Source organism: Microbacterium sp. LWO13-1.2 (genome assembly GCF_038397725.1).
Classification (GTDB): Bacteria; Actinomycetota; Actinomycetes; order Actinomycetales; family Microbacteriaceae; genus Microbacterium.
The window spans coordinates 2,759,597-2,779,055 of sequence record NZ_CP151634.1 but is presented as its reverse complement, the minus strand read 5'-3'; the positions used below and the strand labels follow the sequence as shown (position 1 = coordinate 2,779,055).

At 67.6% G+C, this 19,459-nt stretch carries 17 protein-coding genes; 4 read left to right on the top strand and 13 right to left on the bottom strand.

What is annotated here, in order from left to right; all coding sequences use genetic code 11:
• Window positions 1–4 precede the first annotated feature (4 nt).
• Window positions 5–622, top strand: a complete 618-nt coding sequence (locus MRBLWO13_RS13170) for a vitamin K epoxide reductase family protein (protein ID WP_341974446.1) — start codon at window positions 5–7, stop codon at window positions 620–622.
• A 63-nt stretch (window positions 623–685) separates the two neighbouring features.
• Here MRBLWO13_RS13170 and ndk read toward each other — a convergent pair whose 3' ends face one another.
• The 5 genes from ndk to MRBLWO13_RS13145 all read right to left on the bottom strand — a co-directional run bounded on the left by ndk (window position 686) and on the right by MRBLWO13_RS13145 (window position 7,437).
• Window positions 686–1,102: a nucleoside-diphosphate kinase gene (ndk, locus tag MRBLWO13_RS13165; protein ID WP_102192635.1), complete on the bottom strand. Its 417-nt coding sequence runs from the start codon at window positions 1,100–1,102 to the stop codon at window positions 686–688.
• 1 nt (window position 1,103) lies between these two features.
• Window positions 1,104–1,520 (bottom strand): DUF4233 domain-containing protein, encoded by a 417-nt coding sequence (locus MRBLWO13_RS13160; protein WP_341974445.1) that lies wholly within the window; start codon window positions 1,518–1,520, stop codon window positions 1,104–1,106.
• Window positions 1,517–2,869 carry a folylpolyglutamate synthase/dihydrofolate synthase family protein gene (locus MRBLWO13_RS13155; protein ID WP_341974444.1) on the bottom strand — a complete coding sequence of 451 codons (1,353 nt, stop codon included), beginning with the start codon at window positions 2,867–2,869 and terminating at the stop codon, window positions 1,517–1,519. Before MRBLWO13_RS13155 ends, MRBLWO13_RS13160 begins: the two co-directional genes overlap by 4 nt.
• Window positions 2,866–6,228, bottom strand: coding sequence for an isoleucine--tRNA ligase (gene ileS / locus MRBLWO13_RS13150; RefSeq protein WP_341974443.1), 3,363 nt, complete (start codon window positions 6,226–6,228; stop codon window positions 2,866–2,868). The genes MRBLWO13_RS13155 and ileS overlap by 4 nt, the downstream gene beginning before the upstream one ends.
• Before the next feature lie 360 nt (window positions 6,229–6,588).
• On the bottom strand, window positions 6,589–7,437 hold the full coding sequence (locus MRBLWO13_RS13145) for a DUF559 domain-containing protein (RefSeq protein WP_341974442.1): 849 nt from the start codon (window positions 7,435–7,437) through the stop codon (window positions 6,589–6,591).
• 243 nt (window positions 7,438–7,680) lie between these two features.
• Here MRBLWO13_RS13145 and MRBLWO13_RS13140 point away from each other — a divergent pair, with 243 nt between their 5' ends.
• Window positions 7,681–8,331, top strand: coding sequence for a pentapeptide repeat-containing protein (locus MRBLWO13_RS13140; RefSeq protein WP_341974441.1), 651 nt, complete (start codon window positions 7,681–7,683; stop codon window positions 8,329–8,331).
• A gap of 2 nt (window positions 8,332–8,333) precedes the next feature.
• On the opposite strand, the gene MRBLWO13_RS13135 is transcribed toward MRBLWO13_RS13140, so the two are convergent.
• The 4 genes from MRBLWO13_RS13135 to MRBLWO13_RS13120 are packed head-to-tail and all read right to left on the bottom strand — an operon-like array spanning window position 8,334 to window position 13,240.
• On the bottom strand, window positions 8,334–9,830 hold the full coding sequence (locus MRBLWO13_RS13135; RefSeq protein ID WP_341974440.1) for an ABC transporter ATP-binding protein: 1,497 nt from the start codon (window positions 9,828–9,830) through the stop codon (window positions 8,334–8,336).
• Window positions 9,827–10,639 (bottom strand): ABC transporter permease, encoded by an 813-nt coding sequence (locus tag MRBLWO13_RS13130; RefSeq protein WP_341974439.1) that lies wholly within the window; start codon window positions 10,637–10,639, stop codon window positions 9,827–9,829. The genes MRBLWO13_RS13135 and MRBLWO13_RS13130 overlap by 4 nt, the downstream gene beginning before the upstream one ends.
• Window positions 10,636–11,583, bottom strand: a complete 948-nt coding sequence (locus MRBLWO13_RS13125) for an ABC transporter permease (protein WP_341974438.1) — start codon at window positions 11,581–11,583, stop codon at window positions 10,636–10,638. The genes MRBLWO13_RS13130 and MRBLWO13_RS13125 overlap by 4 nt, the downstream gene beginning before the upstream one ends.
• A gap of 43 nt (window positions 11,584–11,626) precedes the next feature.
• Window positions 11,627–13,240 (bottom strand): ABC transporter substrate-binding protein, encoded by a 1,614-nt coding sequence (locus tag MRBLWO13_RS13120; protein ID WP_341974437.1) that lies wholly within the window; start codon window positions 13,238–13,240, stop codon window positions 11,627–11,629.
• Window positions 13,241–13,409: 169 nt separating this feature from the next.
• Between MRBLWO13_RS13120 and valS the strand changes: the two genes are divergently transcribed.
• Entirely contained in the window at window positions 13,410–16,034 is a 2,625-nt protein-coding gene (valS, locus tag MRBLWO13_RS13115) for a valine--tRNA ligase (protein WP_341974436.1), read from the top strand.
• Window positions 16,034–16,249 (top strand): hypothetical protein, encoded by a 216-nt coding sequence (locus tag MRBLWO13_RS13110; RefSeq protein ID WP_341974435.1) that lies wholly within the window; start codon window positions 16,034–16,036, stop codon window positions 16,247–16,249. Before valS ends, MRBLWO13_RS13110 begins: the two co-directional genes overlap by 1 nt.
• Before the next feature lie 100 nt (window positions 16,250–16,349).
• Here MRBLWO13_RS13110 and MRBLWO13_RS13105 read toward each other — a convergent pair whose 3' ends face one another.
• From MRBLWO13_RS13105 to tdh, 4 genes are read right to left on the bottom strand one after another with little or no spacing between them, the layout of a single operon-like run.
• The gene (locus tag MRBLWO13_RS13105) at window positions 16,350–16,568 is read right to left on the bottom strand and encodes a hypothetical protein (RefSeq protein ID WP_341974434.1); all 219 of its coding nucleotides are present in this window, start codon (window positions 16,566–16,568) and stop codon (window positions 16,350–16,352) included.
• A gap of 2 nt (window positions 16,569–16,570) precedes the next feature.
• Window positions 16,571–17,176, bottom strand: a complete 606-nt coding sequence (locus MRBLWO13_RS13100; protein ID WP_341974433.1) for a helix-turn-helix domain-containing protein — start codon at window positions 17,174–17,176, stop codon at window positions 16,571–16,573.
• A 60-nt stretch (window positions 17,177–17,236) separates the two neighbouring features.
• The gene (locus MRBLWO13_RS13095; RefSeq protein ID WP_341974432.1) at window positions 17,237–18,415 is read right to left on the bottom strand and encodes a glycine C-acetyltransferase; all 1,179 of its coding nucleotides are present in this window, start codon (window positions 18,413–18,415) and stop codon (window positions 17,237–17,239) included.
• Window positions 18,415–19,458 (bottom strand): L-threonine 3-dehydrogenase, encoded by a 1,044-nt coding sequence (tdh, locus tag MRBLWO13_RS13090; protein ID WP_341974431.1) that lies wholly within the window; start codon window positions 19,456–19,458, stop codon window positions 18,415–18,417. The genes MRBLWO13_RS13095 and tdh overlap by 1 nt, the downstream gene beginning before the upstream one ends.
• Window position 19,459: the final 1 nt, after the last annotated feature.

The window sequence follows — 19,459 nt, the reverse complement described above, 5'->3', positions numbered from 1 at the left end:
AGATATGAGCGAGCCACGTCCCCGCCCCGTCGTCTTCGCCGTCTGGCTGATCATCGCCAGCGTTCTGGGCTGGTTCGCCGCCTTCCAACTCACCATCGACAAGTTCATCCAACTCGAGAATCCGAGCGCCGACCTCAGCTGCAACGTCAGCGTCATGATCCAATGCGGGAAGAACCTCGATTCCTGGCAGGGTGAGATCTTCGGATTCCCGAACCCCATCATCGGCCTCACCGGATGGATGGCACCTTTCGTCGTCGGAGTCGCGATTCTCGCCGGTGCCACGTTCCCGCGCTGGTTCTGGGCGACATTCGGCGCCGGAATCACCTTCGCGTTCGGGTTCGTCTGCTGGCTGATCGGCCAGAGCCTGTACGCCACGAATCTCGGAGTGCTCTGCCCATGGTGCATGCTCACCTGGGCCGTCACGATCCCGACGTTCTTCGCCACGATGGTGCATCTGACGCGCAACGGCACGTTCACTCGCAACGAAGCGGTGCAGGAGCGCGCGAACAAGCTGATGGTGTGGGTACCGCTCGCGACGATCCTCGCCTACGCGATCATCATCCTGCTCGTTCAGATGCGCGGTCTCGACCTTCTCGGTGAGGTCATCGGAATGATCCTCTGACCTCGACGCAAACGACGAAGCCCACCCGCACGACGATCGTGGGGGCGGGCTTCGTGTTTATCGTCAGTCGAACCAGATGCCGAGTTCGCGCGCCGCGGACTCGGGGCTGTCTGATCCGTGCACGAGGTTCTGCTGCACCTTCAGGCCCCAGTCGCGGCCGAAGTCGCCGCGGATCGTGCCAGGAGCGGCCGTGGTCGGGTCGGTCGTGCCCGCGAGCGACCGGAAGCCCTCGATCACACGGTTGCCCGCGAGACGAATGGCGACGGAAGGGCCGGAGAGCATGAACTCGAGCAGCGGCTCGTAGAACGGCTTTCCCTCGTGCTCGGCGTAGTGCGCTGCGAGAAGATCGCGGTCGGGATCGACCAAGCGGATGTCGACGAGGGCGTAGCCCTTCGCCTCGATCCGGGCGAGGATCGCACCGGTGAGTCCGCGGGCGACGCCGTCGGGCTTGACGAGGACGAGGGTTTCTTCGGTGGCCATGTCATTCACTCTCTGTCTGAGTATGAGTCTGAGTCTCGGTCGTGGGCTCCGTCGGGCGTCGTGCGTCCAATCGGGCCCCCATGATCGTCGCATACCCCCACATGCCGCCGAAAATCAGGACGACGATCACGATCGTCGGCTCGAAGAACGCGGAGAGCGCGATGATCGCCTGAATCACCCAGCCGACGCCGATCGCCCACGGCTTCGTGATCATGCCGGCGGTGACGATGCACGCCAGAGCTACGACGGCGGCGCCGACGATCGCCCACCACTGCTCGATCCCGGCGGGCAACGCCTTGAGACCGAAGAGGGTGAGACCGACCAGCACCACGACGATCGCCTCGAAACCCAGCACGATCGGGGCGAGCTTCTGCACGAGGGTTCGCGGCGGGCGCCCCGGGCGTGCCGGAGCACTCACGCTCGCCACCCGGACTTCCAGTCCTCGGTCTCGGCCAGCGCGATCGCCTCACCGGCGAGCACCACGGAGCCGGCGATGGCGACGGCGCGGCGGTCGGAGGAGGATGCCCACTCACGCGCCGCGTCGGCCGCTTCGGCGAGCGTTGGATGCACCGTCACCCGCCCCCCTGTCTGCTCGACGAGATCGGCGATGACATCCGCGTCGCTCGCCCGCTCCGAATCCGGCGCCGTCGCGAAGACATGCGCGGCCGCCGGAGCCAGACGGGCGACGATGCCGGCGGCGTCCTTGTCGGAGAGGATGCCGAGCACGATCCCCCACTCGTCGAAGTCGAAGCTGTCATCGAGCGCCAGCGCGAGGGCAGCGGCACCATGAGGATTGTGGGCGGCATCGACGATCACCGTCGGAGCGATCCCGAGCAGCTGCAGACGGCCAGGAGAGGTCGCCCCCTGCAGGCCCTCGGCGACGATGTCGGCCGCGATGCGCTGCGACCCGCCTCCGATGAGGGATTCGACCGCCGCCACCGCGAGCGCGGCGTTGTGGCCCTGGTGCGCGCCGTACAGAGGCAGGTACTCCTCGACGTACTCCCCCGCGAGACCGCGGACGGTGAGGAGCTGTCCTCCGACGGCGAGCTTCTGATCGACGAGGCCGAACTCCTCGCCCTCGAATGCGATCGTTGCGCCGTTCGCGGTCGCGACCCTGCGCAGGACCTCGACGGCCTCGGCGGGCTGCTGTGCGGACACGACCGCGGCGCCCTCCTTGATGATCCCGGCCTTGACCTGGGCGATCTCGGCGATGGTCGCGCCCAGACGGTCCGCGTGATCGATGTCGATCGGCGTGAACACGGCGACGTCGCCATCGGCGGTGTTCGTCGAATCCCACTCACCGCCCATCCCGACTTCGAGCACGAGCACATCGACCGGCGCATCGGCGGCCGCCACGAAGGCGAGCACCGTGAGCAGCTCGAAGAACGTCAGCGGGGCGTCGTCTGCCGCCTCCAGCTCGGCGTCGACGATGTCGACGAACGGTTCGATCTCGTCCCAGGCGTCCGCGATCGCGGCATCATCGATGGGCTCGCCATCGATCATGATCCGCTCGGTGAAGCGCTCCAGGTGCGGGCTGGTGAACAAGCCGGTGCGCAGGTCGTGCGCGCGCAGCAGGCTCTCGATCATCCGTGCCGTCGACGTCTTGCCGTTGGTTCCGGTGATGTGCACCACCCGGTAGGTGCGCTGCGGGTCGTCGAGGAACGCCAGGATCCGCGCCGTGCGCTCCTTCCGCGGCTGAACCCAGCGCTCGCCCGCCCGGGCAAGGAGGGTCTCATAGACGGCGTCTGCGCGCTCGCGGTCGCTCATGCGGTTGTCCCGTTCTCCTGGTAACCCTCTCGGGCGATGCTCACTCGGATGCTGCCGACGTTGGCGTAGGTGCCCGCTTCGACCACGGCCTCGTACTCGAAGCCGCCTTCCTGCCGTCCCCAATTGCCGCCGCCATGCTCCAGCACGACCTCGTCCTTCGCGCCGAGGGAGTAGGACACTGCGAGAGTCTCCTCGGCGACGCCCGCGACCGCGAACGCGCTCTTGACGGCGAACAGATCGTCGAGGTGCGTGAACCACAGCTCCAGACGGATGCGGTCGCTGACGTCGAAGTCCGCGGACTTGCGGGTGTCCTGCACAGCGCGGATCACGTCCCGCGCGAGGCCTTCGGCCTTCAGTTCCGGTGTGAGAGCAGTGTCGAGCAGCACGAAGCCGCCGCTGGGGACGATGGCCAGAGCCTCGCCCTCGGGGCGACCCGTGGTCTCCAGCACGAGCTCGTACTCGCCGGGCTCCAGTGCGATGCCGTCGGCCGCCACCACGCCGTTCTCCTCGGTCCAGAAGCCGCCGCGCGCCGCCTGGATGACCTTCTGCACCTCTTTGCCGAGGCGCGGACCGGCCGCGCGGGCATTCACGCTGAGCCTGTGGCTGACGCCGTACTCTGCTGCCGCGTTCTCCCCGAGTTCGACCAGTTCGACGCGCTTCACGTTGAGCTCTTCACGCAGGATGTCCTCGAACTGACCCAGCGATGCGGCCAGCGGCGACACGATCGTGAGACGGGCCAGCGGCAGGCGCACCCGCAGCTTCTCCTTCTTGCGCAGCGCGTTGCCGACGCTCGACAGTTCGCGTACGGCATCCATCGCATCCCGGATCTCGTCTGCGGCGGGGAACGCGGTGTCATCCGGCCAGTCCGTGAGGTGGACGCTGCGATCGCCGGTGAGACCCTGCCAGACCCGCTCGCTGACGAGGGGAACCAGCGGGGCGGCGACCCGGCAGAGCGTCTCGAGCACCGTGTACAGGGTGTCGAACGCCTCGCGGCTCTTCGGGTCATCGGTCACACCGACCCAGAAGCGGTCGCGGGAACGACGGATGTACCAGTTCGTCAGGGTCTCGCCGAATTCGCGCAGTCGTCCGGCGGCCGTGGTCGAGTCCAGGCCCTGCAGATCGGCGCGCACCTCGCGGACGAGGTCGCCGAGACGGGCGAGGATGTACCGGTCGAGGACGTCCGTGGAGTCGGTACGCCAGGTCGCCTCGTAGCCGTCGGATGCGTTCGCGTAGGTCGCGAAGAAGTACCACGAGTTCCACAGGGGCAGCAGGAACTCGCGGACGCCCGCGCGGATGCCCTCTTCGGTGACAGCGAGGTTGCCGCCGCGCAGCACCGAACTCGACATCAGGAACCAGCGCATCGCGTCGGAGCCGTCGCGATCGAGCACCTCGGAGACGTCCGGGTAGTTGCGCAGCGACTTCGACATCTTGTAGCCGTCGGAGCCCAGCACGATGCCGTGGCAGCTGACACCCGTGAACGCCGGGCGGTCGAACAGCGCCGTGGACAGCACGTGCATCACGTAGAACCAGCCACGCGTCTGTCCGATGTACTCCACGATGAAGTCGGCCGGCGAGTGCGAGTCGAACCATTCCTGGTTCTCGAACGGGTAGTGCACCTGCGCGTACGGCATCGAGCCGGAGTCGAACCACACGTCGAAGACGTCCTCGATGCGGCGCATCGTGCTCTTGCCGGTGGGGTCGTCGGGGTTCGGCCGGGTCAGATCATCGATGTACGGACGGTGCAGGTCGATCTCACCCTCCGGGTTGCGCGGCAGCGTGCCGAAGTCGCGCTCCATGTCCTCGAGGGAGCCGTAAGCGTCGACGCGCGGGTACTCCGGGTCATCGCTCTTCCAGATCGGGATCGGCGATCCCCAGTAGCGGTTGCGGCTGATGGACCAGTCGCGCGCGCCCTCGAGCCACTTGCCGAACTGACCGTGCTTGACGTTCTCGGGCACCCAGGTGATCTGCTCGTTGTTCGCCAGCAGGTCGTCCTTGATGTCGGTGACCCGGATGAACCAGCTGGACACGGCCTTGTAGATCAGGGGGTTCCGGCAGCGCCAGCAGTGCGGGTACGAGTGCTCGTAGCTCTGCAGGCGGATGAGTCGGCCGTCCGCGCGGAGAAGCCGCACCAGCGGCGTGTTCGCGTCCATCCACAGCTCGCCCGCGACATCGGTCACGTTCGGCAGAAAGCGTCCGCCATCGTCAAGGGAGAGGATCGTCGGGATGCCGGCGGCTTCGGCGACCCGCTGGTCGTCCTCACCGTACGCGGGAGCCTGATGCACCACGCCGGTGCCGTCGGTGGTGGTGACGTAGTCGTCGACGAGGATCTGCCACGCGTTCTCGGTGCCGTAGGTCTCGACGTCGGCGTAGTAGTCGAAAAGCGGCTCGTAGCGGAGGCCGCCGAGGTCAGCGCCGGTGATGGTGCGCTCGATGGCCGCCACCACGGCGTCTCCGTCCTCGTAGCCGAGGTCTTTCGCATAGCCGCTGAGCAGGTCCCGCGCCAGCAGGTAGCGACCGCCTGCTGCTCCTTCTGCGACGCCGTTCGGCCCTGCAGGCACCACGACGTACTCGATCGAAGGCCCCACGGCGAGCGCGAGGTTGGTCGGCAGCGTCCACGGCGTCGTGGTCCAGGCGAGCACCCGCACGCCTTCGAGCCCCTTGGCGGCGGCATCCGCACCCGCGAGCGGGAACGAGACCGTCACGGACGGGTCCTGACGCATCTGGTAGACGTCGTCATCCATGCGCAGCTCGTGCGCCGACAGCGGCGTCTCGTCGCGCCAGCAGTACGGCAGCACGCGGTAGCCCTCGTAGGCGAGGCCCTTGTCGTAGAGGGTCTTGAAGGCCCAGAGCACACTCTCCATGTATCCGAGATCGAGCGTCTTGTAGCCGCGCTCGAAGTCGACCCAGCGGGCTTGGCGGGTGACGTAGTCCTCCCACTCGCGGGTGTAGGTCAACACGGAATCCTTCGCCTTCGCGTTGAAGACGTCGATCCCCATGGCCTCGATCTGGCTCTTCTCGGTGATGCCGAGCTGCTTCATCGCCTCGAGCTCGGCCGGCAGGCCGTGGGTGTCCCAGCCGAATACGCGATCGACCTTGTGGCCGATCATCGTCTGGAAGCGCGGGAACACGTCCTTCGCATAGCCGGTCAGCAGGTGACCGTAGTGCGGCAGTCCGTTGGCGAACGGAGGACCGTCGTAGAACACCCACTCGGGTGCACCGTCGCGCTGCTCGATCGATGCACGGAAAGTGTCATCCGACTTCCAGAACTCGAGAACTTCGGTCTCGATCTCGGGGAAGCGCGGGCTGGGCACGACGGAGGCATCGGCGGCGGGTCCGAAGGATGAACGCGGGTAGGTCATGTCGTCTCGCAGTGATCTGAGCTGGTGGCACGGGCGGATGCTGCTGCGAGGACGATCTCCTGCGAGACCGCGGTACCACCTCACGTGCTGCGTCTCACGACGCGACCACTCTCACTGCGGCGATGACGGGCCTGCCCCGCTCGGTTCTACTTGCAGTCTCCTGCGTTCTTCCGAGAGCTCCCCGGTGATGGCCGGATCAGTGCTTGTGCTCTCATTCTACGCGCAGGTCGTGAGTGCGGCATCCGGGCGCCTTGCGGGGCCGAGCCGTGCGCCAGCGGTTCTTCGCAGAACCGCAGCTTCTTCGCAGGCTCTCCAGGAATTCCTGCGAAGTTGGGGCAGTTCTGCGAAGAAGCGCCCCCATCAGGCCCGGCGACGCGACGCGAGATGTAGCCCCTGAGCGACGGCTCGCATGATCAGGTCCTGCACTAATGCCCATTCGTGCATCATCTGGTGGTAGCTGATGCGAACCACGTGGTATCCCATGAGCCTCAGCTCGGCATCGTGTCTGATGTCCTCGCTGCGCTGCTGGCCGACGTGATGTGCTCCGTCGATCTGCAGCACGAGACGCTCGCCGATGAGCGCGTCGACCCTGTGGCCCGCAATCCACGTCTGGATCCGGATCGGATGCCGCAGCCAGCGCAGTCGAGGGCGAAGGTAGGTCTCCAGCCCGGCGTCCGAGAACGGCGTCGCTTCTCCGAGCAGACGCCGCGCCGCCGGGCGCCAGTCGTACCCGGCGAGTCCTTCCAACGTGACCAGTCCCTTGTTGAGCGCGGAGTCCCAGGTCGCGAGCGCCTGCTCATGGGGCTCGCACTCGGCGACTATCGCGAGCACATTCTCGATCGGATCCACGAGCGAGTCCGGGTGACGTGGCAGCAACGGCCGCGCCCAGTGCACGCGGATCGTGTCCGGCTTTCCACCCGCGCTGCCTGGCGTCGCTCCGACGTGCGCAGCTGCCGGCGTCTCGTGCACCCACAAGCCGAGTCGGCGCGCCTGGGTGATGCATGTGAGCACGACGCCGCGCCGCGCCGCCGATGCGAGAAGCGGATCCACGTTCGGCAACGCCACCCATCCGCGGCGCACGCGCTGAAGTCGGCCTGCGGCGAGTACGGACTCGAGAAGTGTGCGCCGAAAACCGAGTTCGCGGAGCCGCTCCACGCGCATGACACCACCGCCATTGGTGACGGCCTCGATGAGGTTGTCCTGGCTCATTCCGGCAGCATGCCGCATCCCACCGCCGCTCATTCCCTGCGCATCCCGGAACTGTGGACGGGCTCCAGCATCCACCCCCTGTGTAGGACAACTCGTTCGTCGCAGAATTGCAGCGTCTTCGCAGACTCTCCTGAAATTCCTGCGAAGTTCGGGAAGGTCTGCGAAGTTGCGCTTCCGGGGTTGCAGCAAGCCGAGGCGCGCTGCTCACCCACCCCTGTCCGTGCCACCGCATACGCTCGAGGGATGGCCCGCTCCTCCGACTCCCCCGTCGCGCCTCGCGTCACCGCACCCGACCTCCCGGAGGACCTCGCACCCGCCACTCCTGCCCGTCGAGCCGACCTGTTGGCCGCACGCCTCGAGATCGCGGGCTCAGCGGATCTCGCGTACGCCTCCTTGGAGCAGTGCGTGGTCACGGCGGATGCCGACACGGTCGACCTCACCGGTGCCACGATCCTCGACGTCGCGATGACCGACATGAGGGTGGCCTCCCTCAAACTCCGCAATTCCGGAATCCGTCGCCTTCGCATCACCGGCGGACGGATCGGGACGCTCGATCTCAGCGGCGCCCGCATCGCCGAGCTCGAACTCCGCGACGTGCGCATCGATTACCTGAACCTCGGGACAGCGCGCGCCGAAGATATCGAGGTCACCGGCTGCAGCATCCGCGCCATCGACATGCCGCAGGCCGAACTCACCCGGGTTCGCTTCACGAGCACTCGCAGCGACGAGGTCGATCCGCGCGGCATGCGTGCCACGCACGTCGATCTGCGCGGATTGGATGCCCTCGCCTACCTCGACGCGAACAGCCTGCGCGGAACCACACTGACCGAGTTCCAGGTGCAGCAGCTCGCCCCGACCATTGCGGCCGGACTCGGCATCCAGATCAAGGGCTGAGCTCAGGACACGGCGCTGGCCGCGAGTAGCTCTCGAGTGAACGGATGCTGAGGAGCCGCGAAGACGGCACCGGTGGCGCCCTGCTCGACGATCCGCCCGTCCTGCATCACGAGCACGTCATCCGCGATCGCCGCGATCACGTCGAGATCGTGCGAGACGAAGATTATCGTCAGCCCGCGTTCTCGCTGCAGTCGCCGGAGCAGGTGCAGGATCCGCTCCCGCACCGAGGGATCGAGTGCCGACACCGGCTCGTCGAGCACCAGAACATCCGGATCGGCGGCGAGGGTCCGGGCGATGGCCGCGCGCTGTCGCTGACCGCCGGAGAGGGCTGATGGCCGGCGCCCCGCGAGTGCGGGATCCAGGCCGACCTCGACGAGCAGTCCGGCAACGCGCGATGAACGCTGCGAGCGCGGGACCCGGCCGGCAGCAAGCGCCTCGCGCAGCGATCGTCCGATCGTCCATCGCGGATCGAATGCGCCGAGCGGGTTCTGGTGCACAAGCTGCACGCGCTGCGCTCCGTTCCGGCGCAGTTCGCCGGCGTCCGGATGCTCCACCCCGACGATCATCCTGGCCAGTGTCGTCTTGCCGGAGCCGGACTCCCCGACGATGCCGAGCGTCCGACCACGATGCACCGAGAAAGTCGCACCGACGACGGCGGGCATGGCGCCGAACGCCTTCGACGCCGCCACGGACGAGAACACCAGCTCGCCGCCCGCATCGACGGCGGGACGCGGCTCGTGCATCGTCGCTGCGATCAGTCGGCGCGTGTATTCGTGCTGCGGAGCCTCGAGCACGTCCGCGACCGCACCGGATTCGACCACCCGGCCGTCCCGCATCACCAGGACCCGATCGGCGACCCGCCGCACGGCCTCGAAGTCGTGGCTGATGAAGACGACGGCGGTGCCGGCATCCGCGATCCCTCGCAGCAGATCGAGGATCCGCGCCTGCACCGTCGCGTCCAGGGCCGTGGTCGGCTCGTCGGCGATGAGCACCGCCGGGTCGCCGGCAAGGGCCGAGGCGATGAGCGCGCGTTGCCGGAGCCCTCCGGACAGCTCGTGCGAGTACTGTCTGATCCGACGTGCCGGCTCCGGCATCGCCACCGCGTCGAGAAGTTCGAGCACTCGTGTGCGGCGCTGCGTCCCCGCGAGCTGCCGATGGATGGCCAACGGTTCGGCGATCTCCGCCCCGATGGTGCGCAGCGGGTCGAGGGACACCAGAGCATCCTGCGACACGAGCGCGATCCGTTCGCCGCGGAGCCGGCGCCACTCATGTTCGCCGAACAACCGCGCATCGACGCCGTCGACGACGAGACGGGTGGCAGATACCCGGGCGACGTGCGGAGTCAGTCCCAGCAGGGCCGCGGCCGTCAGCGACTTGCCGGCCCCCGACTCCCCGACGATCGCGACGCACTCCCCCGGTTCCACGGTGAAGGAGACGGATTCCACCGGCCTGGCACCGCCGATTCTGACGGAGAGATCCCGCACCTCGAGCGCACTCATGATGTCCTCCCCTCGGCGCGGGCCCTCAGTTGACGTCCGACGATCGTCGCTGCGACGACCGTGAGCGTGATCGCCGCTCCGGGAAAGACCGAGATCCACCAGGCCTGGCCGAGGACGTTGCGCCCGCCGGCCAGCATGAGGCCCCATTCCGGTGCCGGTTCCGCGGGGCCGAGGCCGAGGAAGCTGAGCCCGGCTGCGGCAAGGATGCTCGATCCGATCCCGATGGTGGCGAGCACACTGAGCGACCCGAAGACGCTGGGCACCACATGCCTCACGAACGCGAGCACGGGCGGCACCCCGAGGATGCGAGCCGCCTCGACGTGTTCGGCGACGGCGAGCGTCCTCGTCTGCACGCGCCCCATGCGCACGTACACCGGCACCGCGGCGAGCGTGACCGCGATCGCGACGTTCACGGGACCGGGCCCGAGCACCGCGACGACGATCAGAGCGACGAGGAACTCGGGGAAGGCGAGGAGCACATCCGTGACGCGCATCGCGGCAATATCGACGGCGCGGGGCGCGACCCCCGCCAGTGCGCCGAACAGCAGACCGACGACGAGGGCGAGGGCGGTCGCGAGCAGTCCGATGCCGACCGATCTGCCTGTCCCGTGCACAACGCGCGAGAAGACGTCGCGGCCACTCTGGTCCGTGCCGAACAGATGCGCGGCGCTCGGCGCCTGCAGGGCGCTGCGCACATCGGTCTGCAGGGGATCCTGGGAGGCGATCAGGTCGGGCACGAGCGCCGCCACGGCGATCAGCGCGAGGATCAACACGGCTGCGCCGAGGAGAATGCGACGTCCGACGCTCATGCGCGCGGCGTCCTGTCCGGGGTGTCGGCCACTGTCCGCACGCGCGGATCGAGCAGCGGGTGCACGAGCTCGACGACGAGATTCACGACGACGAACGTGAACGCGCTGAGCAGGATGATGCCACTGAGCACCGGCAAATCGCGGTCGGTGATCGCCGAGAGCGTCACCCTTCCGAGGCCAGGCCGGGCGAAGACGGTCTCCACCAGCACCGCCCCGCCGAGCAGCGAGCCGACGAGGTAGGCGGTCAGGGTGAGGGCGCCGGCCGCCCCGTGCCGCAGCGTGTGATGCAGGGTGAGGCGCACGTGACCCGCTCCCCGCGCGCGAACGGTCGTCGCGAACGGCTGGCGTTCCGCCGTCTCGATGCCGTCGCGCAGCACCTGTCCCAGAAGCGCAGCCACCGGCAGGGCGAGCGTGACGGCAGGGAGCACCATCGTCGCCGGATTTCGAGTGCCGGAGACCGGGAACCAGCCGAGACCGAAGGCGAAGACACTCAGCAGCACGAGTCCGATCCAGAACACCGGCGAGGAGAGCAGGACGAGTTCGACAGCCGCGACGATTCCCCGGGACACCGAGCGCCGCGCGAGGAGCGCGGCGGCAAGAGCGAGCACCACGGCGATGAGCAGCGCGGATGCGGTCAGCTGCAGGGTCGCCCCGAGCTGCCGCCCGATCACCTCGGCCACCGGCATCCGCAGTTGGTACGACTCGCCCAGATCGCCCCGCAGCAGCTGGCTCAGGTACGAGACGTACTGCTCGAGCGGCGGCCGATCCAGCCCCAGTTCCGCCCGGATGCCGTCCTTGACGGCATCGCTCACCTGAGCTTGCGGTCCGAGCATGACGTCGACCGGGTCGCCGGGGATCACCCGGAAAGCCAGGAAGGCGAGCGTCGCCGCTCCCCACAGCACCACGACGAGGGATGCCGCGTGCCCGACGATCCTTCTGATCATTGCGCTCCTGACTACGGCATCGTATCGCCGATGCCGTGCCGGGTCACTCGACCGTCACACCGAAGAACAGCGGACGTCCGTAGAGGTCGAACTGCAGACCGGAGATGCGCTCCCCGACCGCGGTGATGGCGGACGGCACGTACAGCGGCACGATCGCGACGTGCTCGGCGTTCCACTGCTGCAGTTCGCCGTAGACATCGGCACGAGCGTCGGCATCCGTCGTCGCGACACCCTTCTCGAGCAATTCGTCGATGGTCGGGTCGGTGACCTGCGAGGCGTTCTGGAAACCCTCGCTGTGCAGATGGTTGCGCAGCAGGTCGGCGTCGACGCCGGAGAAGCTCCAGTCGGTGAGATCGAACGTCTTCGGCCCGTACTGCTCGTTGTAGGCACCCGGCTCGAGCTTCTCGAGGAGGACCTCGAAGCCCACCTCCTTGAGGTCGGACTGGATGGCGTTCGCCAGCGCGGCACGATCGTCGGGCACCGGGGTCCAGGCGATCCAGCGCGCGGACAGCCGCTGGCCGTCTTTGGTGCGGATGCCGTCGTCGCCGCGCTGGGTCCACCCGGCCTCATCGAGCAGGGAGTTCGCGAGGTCGCGGTCCATCGGCCACGATCCCTCGAGTGATGCGTCGTAGCCCGGGGTCGTCGGTCCGAGGATGCTCCACGCGCGCGGGTATTCGCCGAAGAAGATCTCTTCGACGGACGCATCGATGTCGATCGCACGGGAGAACGCCTCGCGCACCTTCTGGTCGGCGAAGACGCCGTGCTTCTCGTTGAGGTACAGCGAGTAGGGAAGACCCGGCTCTTCGACGGCCTCAACGGTCACCCCGTCGCCGAGCGTGGCGGCGACGTTCGGCGGGATCTGGCCGACGAGGTCGGCCTCTCCGGAGCTGACGACGCCCGCGCGCACCGATGGCTCGGGGAGGATCTCCACGCGCAGCGTCTCGAATCCGGGCTTCTCCGTGCCTTCCGGCGCCCACGCGTAGTCGGCGTTGGCCGTGTACACGATCTCCTGCTCCGGCGTGTACTCGGTGAGCTCGAACGGGCCGGTGCCGACCGTGATGCCGGGGCCGCCGACCTTCAACTCGTCAGCGGACTCGGCCAGCACCTTCGGCGAGTAGAAGCCGAGCTGCGCCGTGCTCGCTGCCTGCAGGAAAGGCGCGTAAGGCTGGGAGAAGCGCACCGTGACGGTGTGCTCGTCGACGACGTCGGTACCGGCGTAGAACTCTCCGCCGAGCATGCTCGCGGCCTGAGCCGATTCCGTCTCGGGGTCGATGATCCGGTCGAAGTTCGCTTTCACCGCCGCCGCATCGAACGGCTCCCCGTCGTGGAACGTCACATCGTCGCGGAGCGTGAACGTGTACTCGGTGCTGTCATCGGACACCGTCCACTCGGTCGCGAGCCACGGGCCGAACGAGCCGTCGGGCTTCTGGAAGACCAGCGAGTCGAGGACGGACCGCTGGACAGCGGCGGAGATGTCCAACTGGCTCGTCTGAGGGTCCATGTGGCCGGACGCGAGCAGACTGCCGTCGACACCCCAGACGACTTCTCCGCCGCCTTCCTCGGTAGCCCCAGGAGCCGCGCAGGCGCTCAGCGCGAGGGCGGCAGCGGCGGAGACCGCGACGAAGGGCAGGAGGCGACGCCGGAGCGAAATGCGCATGAAAGGTCCTCGAGAAGAGCGATGGGGTGACATCTCAGTCTACGACCCCTTCTTGGACCGGGTCGATTTACACCTCATCCTTCGTCATCGGCTCTCCATTAGACTGAGGGCACAACCCACACTCAGGCACGCTCACACAGTGCCGCATACATCGCTCGAGGAGACCTCCATGGCCGTGTCCGTTCAGAACCAGATTCCCGACAAGCCCGCACTCGAAGGTCTCGAAGCGAAGTGGGACGCCGCATGGCGCGATCAGGGGACGTACCTGTTCGACCGCATCCGCGCCGCTGCCGCCGGCCGCGATGGCGTCTATTCGATCGACACACCACCGCCGACGGCATCCGGATCCCTCCACATCGGGCACGTGTTCTCGTACACGCACACCGACATCAAGGCGCGGTTCGAGCGCATGCGTGGCAAGACCGTGTTCTACCCGATGGGCTGGGACGACAACGGCCTCCCGACCGAGCGCCGCGTGCAGAACTACTACGGTGTCCGTTGCGACCCCACTCTTCCGTACGATGCCAACTTCACTCCCCCGTTCGAGGGCGGTGACAACAAGTCCAGCCGCGCAGCCGACCAGTTGCCGATCAGCCGCCGCAACTTCATCGAGCTGTGCGAGCGGCTGACCGTCGAAGACGAGAAGCAGTTCGAGAGCCTCTTCCGCCAGCTCGGTCTCAGCGTGGACTGGACCCAGACCTACCGCACGATCTCCGACGACACGATCCGGCAGAGCCAGCTCGCGTTCCTTCGCAACATCGAGCGCGGCGAGGCCTACCAGGCGCTTGCGCCCACCCTGTGGGACGTCGACTTCCGCTCCGCGATCGCGCAGGCCGAGCTGGAGGACCGCGACCAGCAGGCGGCGTTCCACACGATCGAGTTCCCCTTCGCCGATGGCACCGGCTCGATCGCCATCGACACGACCCGCCCGGAGCTGCTCCCGGCGTGCATCGCGCTCGTGACGCACCCGGAGGGCCCGCACAAGCACCTCATCGGCACGAAGGTGCGCACCCCGTTCTTCGGCTCCGAGATCGAGATCCACGGACACCACCTCGCTCAGCCCGACAAGGGCACCGGCGCCGCGATGGTCTGCACCTTCGGCGACGTGACCGACATCATCTGGTGGCGCGAGCTGCGCACGACGACGAACGAGTCACTGCCCAACATGACCACGATCGGCCTGGATGGCCGATTCCTTCCCAAAGCGCCTTCTCTGGTGTCGGATGCAGGCGCTCGAGACTGGTACGCCGAGAACATGGGCGGCAAGACGGTCTTCAGCGCCCGCAAGGCGCTCGTCGAGAAGCTGCAGGAGACCGGCGACATGACGTCGGTCGGCAAGCCGTTCAACCACGCGGTGAAGTTCTTCGAGAAGGGCGACCGCCCGCTCGAGATCGTTTCGACCCGCCAGTGGTACATCCGCAACGGCGCGAGAGACGCGAAGCTGCGCGACGAGCTCATCGCGCACGGTGCCGAGCTCGCCTGGCACCCGGACTTCATGCGGGTGCGCTACGAGAACTGGGTGGGCGGCCTCACCGGCGACTGGCTGGTTTCGCGCCAGCGCTTCTTCGGCGTGCCGATCCCGCTCTGGTACGCGCTCGACGAGAACGGCGAGCGTGACTACGACCGTGTGCTGACCCCGGATGCCGCCTCGCTGCCGATCGATCCGACGAGCGACGTGCCGGCGGGATACACCGAGGACCAGCGCGGCGTGGCCGGTGGATTCGACGCCGAGGCCGACATCCTCGACACCTGGGCGACGTCGTCGCTCACCCCGCAGCTGGCCGGCGGCTGGCAGCGCGATGAGGAGCTGTGGAACCTCACTGCGCCGTTCGACCTGCGTCCGCAGGGCCAGGACATCATTCGCACCTGGCTGTTCTCCACGATGCTGCGCTCGACTCTCGAGGACGGCCGGGCACCGTGGCGCAACGCGGCGATCAGCGGCTTCATCGTCGACCCCGATCGCAAGAAGATGTCGAAATCGAAGGGCAACGTCGTCACGCCGGCGGACATCCTCGAATCGCACGGTTCGGATGCCGTTCGCTACTGGTCGGCCTCCAGCCGACTGGGAATGGATGCGGCGTTCGACCCGCAGAATCCGACGCAGGTGAAGATCGGTCGCCGTCTGGCGATCAAGGTGCTGAACGCGGCGAAGTTCGTGCTGTCGTTCCCGGTTCCCGAGGATGCACAGGTCACGCACGCGCTGGATGCTTCGATGCTCGCCGCGCTTGACGGAGTGATCCGCGATGCCACGAAGGCATACGAGAACTATGACCAGGCGAAGGCCCTGGAAGTCACCGAGGCCTTCTTCTGGACGTTCTGCGACGACTACCTCGAACTCGTCAAGGAGCGCGCGTACAACCAGAACGACGTCGGGCAGGCATCGGCGGCACTCGCCCTGCGCCTGACCCTCTCTGCGGTGCTTCGTCTGCTCGCTCCGGTGCTGTCGTTCGCCACCGAGGAAGTGTGGTCGTGGTTCGAGGAGGGTTCGGTGCACACCGCGAGTTGGCCGGAGCCGCTCGGCATCGCCGGCGATCCTGCGGTGCTGTCTGCCGCCAGTGAGGCGCTGATCGGCATCCGTCGTGCGAAGACAGAGGCGAAGGCCTCGCAGAAGACGCCGGTCGCTCGTGCAGCAATCGCCGCTCCCGCCGCGAAGCTCGTCGCCCTCCGCGCCGCCGCCGATGACCTGCGCGCCGTCGGCCGAATCGCCGAGCTCGAGTTCAGCGAGGCCGAGGCGTTCGCGGTCATCGCGATCGAGCTCGCCCCCGTCGAGCCTGCAGTGGGCGAGGGCGTCTGATGCAGTTGGGCACTCGTTGGGCCACCGGTTCGGAGCCACCTGCTTCGGTACCAGCGGCGCTCCGCCCCGCGATCGCCGAGGTCGAGTCCCGCGGCCTGCGCGGCCACTGGACGCTCACCTGGCTCGAGGGCCGCGCGACCGCGGAACTCGACTCCGGCTGGGAGGTCTTGCAGACCGCCTCAGGCGACGTGATCGCCCGGCCGTTCGAGGACTGAGCGCCGCGTTTCGTCTCGCTTCGCTCGCTCAACGACCAAGAAGCGTCTCCGGTCGTTGAGCGAGGACCGCAGCGACGAGACGAAACGCCCGACGGGATTCTCAGCGCCTCGGCAGGCCGAGCTGCGCGAGGGCGTGATCCACGGCCCGCGGGTCGTGTCGGCGCGCCTGCTGCTCGCGCAGCATGTCGAGGGCGATCTCGCGACGCTCGGCGCGGGCGACGATGCGGCGTTCGACGTGGCGAGACAGTCCGAGCGCGACCTGCTGGAGAAGTCGTTCGAAGCGTGTCGGTGCGGCGAGTCGAAGCGTTGCAGTGGTCATGATCACTCCTCAGGGCTGGTCTGGCGGCTGTTCGCCGTCGGAAGGTCGAAGATCTCGGCGCGGAGAGAGACGCGACGAACATCAGGGCCGGTCTGACCGCGGAAGCGCTGGATCGCGCTCTCGACGAGCGCCTCCATCTCCTCGCGCAGCGCGAACACCTGGGGCGGCGTCATATCGAGGTGGGTCGTCATCGTGAGACCGACGTCGCGCCATTCCTCCGGCACCTCTGACTGCGGCCGGTTGAGATACGCCATGAGCGTCTCGTGACGCAGGCGGAAGAACTCCGCAGTGACGATCTGGGCTGCCGCGCGACTCGCGGGCGATGTGGACTCGTCGGGTCCCGGTACCTCGATGCGCCCCTTCGGGCGCTCCCACCAGCGCTCGCGCGCCGTGCCGCGCCCCTCGACTTCCTGGATCAGTCCGTGCGCGGCAAGGGCCCGCAGGTGATAGCTCATCGACCCCGAGGTCTCTCCGACGAGGCCGGCGAGGGAACTCGCGGTCTGCGGTCCCTGTGCAGCAAGGAGATCGAAGATCTGCACGCGCAACGGATGCGCCAGCGCCTTCAGCGCCCCCGAATCAAGCCTTCGAACCTGCGTGTCATCCGTCATGCATGCAAAGATACCTTTGCAAAGACTTCTTTGCAAGTGTTTCTTTGCAAGTGTTGAGGATCAACTCACCGACGCGCGGGCGGCGACGAATGCCGCGACGCAGCGCTCGATCTGTTCCGCGGTGTGCGCGGCAGACAGCTGCACACGGATCCGCGCCGCCCCTCGCGGCACGACCGGGAAGCTGAACGCTGTGACGTAGATCCCCTGGGCCTGCATCTCCCTCGCGACGCGGGCGGTGAGCGCGGCGTCGCCGAACATCACGGGAACGATCGGATGCTCACCGGGAAGCAGGTCGAATCCCTCCGTCGCCATCCGCTCCCGGAACAGTGCGGCGTTGTCGCGCAGTTGCGCCCTCAGATCCGCCGAACCCTCGACGAGGTCGAGCGCGGTCAGGGTTCCCGCCACGATCGCGGGCGCCAGAGTGTTCGAGAAGAGGTAGGGGCGCGAGCGCTGACGCAGGAGGGCGACGATGTCGGCGTGCGAAGCGACGTATCCACCAGAAGCCCCGCCCAGGGCCTTCCCGAACGTGCCGGTGTAGATGTCCACGCGGTCCGCGACGCCACAGAGCTCGGGCGTGCCGCGACCGTTTTCGCCCACGAAACCGACCGCGTGGGAGTCGTCCACGAACACCAGCGCGTCGTAGCGCTCGGCGAGGTCGCAGATCTCGGCCAGCGGTGCGATGTAGCCGTCCATCGAGAACACGCCGTCGGTGACGACCACCCGGAAGCGTGCATCCGATGCCGCTCGCAACTGCTCCTCGAGGTCTGCCATGTCGCGGTTGCGGTAGCGGAGCCGTCGAGCCTTGGAGAGGCGGATGCCGTCGATGATCGACGCATGGTTGAGCTCGTCGGAGATGATCGCGTCCTCCGCGCTGAACAGCGTCTCGAACACTCCCCCGTTGGCGTCGAAGCATGACGAGTACAAGATGGCGTCGTCGGTGCCGAGGAAACCGGACAGGCGCCGCTCGAGCTCCAGATGCTGCTCCTGCGTGCCGCAGATGAAGCGCACGCTGGCGAGGCCGTAGCCCCACTCCTGAAGAGCCGCCGTCGCGGCATCCAGAATCCGGGGATCGTCAGCGAGCCCCAGGTAGTTGTTCGCGCAGAAGTTCAGAACCGCCGCGCCGTCGGCGGTGATCTCGGCACTCTGCGGCCCGCGGATGCCGCGCTCGTGCTTGGTGAGCCCGGCCTCTTCGATGCCGGCCAGCTCGGCCGCCACGTGCTTCTGGAAAGTTCCGTACATCACAACTCCGTCCAATCGAGGATGATCTTGCCCGTTCCTGCTGACTCAGAGGCCGCGAATCCGCGCTCCCAGTCACGCGCCGGAATCACCTCGGCGATGACCTGCCCGATCGATGCGCGCAACGTCGCGCTGGTCTGCAGCATCGCGCCCATCGCGTTCCAGGTCTCGAACATCTCACGACCGTAGATGCCCTTGATGGTCAGCATGTGCGTGACGAGCTTTCCCCAGTCGACCCCGAACTCGCTGCTCGGCAGGCCCAGCATCGCGATGCGGCCGCCGTGGTTCATGTTGTCGATCATGCCGGGAAGCGCCGAGGGCGCCCCGCTCATCTCGAAACCGATGTCGAAGCCTTCGCGCATGCCGAGGGCCACCTGCGCCTCGCGGATGTCGCGCACCGAGACGTCCACGACCTCGTTCGCGCCCATCTGCCGTGCCATCTCCAATCGCGGAGCACTGACGTCGGTGGCGACGATGAAGCGCGCACCGGCATGCCGTGCGACGGCGATCGCCATCAGTCCGATCGGGCCGCAGCCGGTGACCAGGACATCCTCGCCGATCAGCGGGAACGTGAGGGCGGTGTGCACCGCGTTGCCGAGCGGGTCGAAGATCGCACCCAGCTCTGGGCTGACCTCGGCGTGGTGCACCCAGACGTTGGCCGCCGGAAGCGAGAGGTATTCGGCGAACGCGCCGTCGCGCTGCAAGCCCAGCCCGATCGTGCGGATGCACATCTGGCGACGGCCGGCACGGCAGTTGCGACATGTGCCGCACACGATGTGTCCTTCGCCGGACACGCGGTCGCCCACGGCGATGTCGTGCACGAGCGGACCGACCTCGACGACCTCACCGTAGAACTCGTGACCCGGAATCAGCGGGGCGACGACGGCGGATGCCGCCCAGTCGTCCCAGCGCTGGATGTGCAGGTCGGTGCCGCAGATGCCGGTGCGCAGCACCCGGATGATCACTTCGTCGGCGCCGGCCACGGGGTCGGGGCGCTCGACGAGCTCGAGCCCGGCTGCGCGTTCGGCTTTGAACAGTGCTTTCATG

Coding starts and splice junctions, on each gene's coding strand:
- MRBLWO13_RS13170 (WP_341974446.1), top strand. CDS start 5: ATGAGCGAGCCACGTCCCCGCCCCGTCGTCTTCGCCGTCTGGCTGATC.
- ndk (WP_102192635.1), bottom strand. CDS start 1,102: ATGGCCACCGAAGAAACCCTCGTCCTCGTCAAGCCCGACGGCGTCGCC.
- MRBLWO13_RS13155 (WP_341974444.1), bottom strand. CDS start 2,869: ATGAGCGACCGCGAGCGCGCAGACGCCGTCTATGAGACCCTCCTTGCC.
- ileS (WP_341974443.1), bottom strand. CDS start 6,228: ATGACCTACCCGCGTTCATCCTTCGGACCCGCCGCCGATGCCTCCGTC.
- MRBLWO13_RS13145 (WP_341974442.1), bottom strand. CDS start 7,437: ATGAGCCAGGACAACCTCATCGAGGCCGTCACCAATGGCGGTGGTGTC.
- MRBLWO13_RS13140 (WP_341974441.1), top strand. CDS start 7,681: ATGGCCCGCTCCTCCGACTCCCCCGTCGCGCCTCGCGTCACCGCACCC.
- MRBLWO13_RS13135 (WP_341974440.1), bottom strand. CDS start 9,830: ATGAGTGCGCTCGAGGTGCGGGATCTCTCCGTCAGAATCGGCGGTGCC.
- MRBLWO13_RS13130 (WP_341974439.1), bottom strand. CDS start 10,639: ATGAGCGTCGGACGTCGCATTCTCCTCGGCGCAGCCGTGTTGATCCTC.
- MRBLWO13_RS13125 (WP_341974438.1), bottom strand. CDS start 11,583: ATGATCAGAAGGATCGTCGGGCACGCGGCATCCCTCGTCGTGGTGCTG.
- MRBLWO13_RS13120 (WP_341974437.1), bottom strand. CDS start 13,240: ATGCGCATTTCGCTCCGGCGTCGCCTCCTGCCCTTCGTCGCGGTCTCC.
- valS (WP_341974436.1), top strand. CDS start 13,410: ATGGCCGTGTCCGTTCAGAACCAGATTCCCGACAAGCCCGCACTCGAA.
- MRBLWO13_RS13110 (WP_341974435.1), top strand. CDS start 16,034: ATGCAGTTGGGCACTCGTTGGGCCACCGGTTCGGAGCCACCTGCTTCG.
- MRBLWO13_RS13105 (WP_341974434.1), bottom strand. CDS start 16,568: ATGACCACTGCAACGCTTCGACTCGCCGCACCGACACGCTTCGAACGA.
- MRBLWO13_RS13100 (WP_341974433.1), bottom strand. CDS start 17,176: ATGACGGATGACACGCAGGTTCGAAGGCTTGATTCGGGGGCGCTGAAG.
- MRBLWO13_RS13095 (WP_341974432.1), bottom strand. CDS start 18,415: ATGTACGGAACTTTCCAGAAGCACGTGGCGGCCGAGCTGGCCGGCATC.
- tdh (WP_341974431.1), bottom strand. CDS start 19,458: ATGAAAGCACTGTTCAAAGCCGAACGCGCAGCCGGGCTCGAGCTCGTC.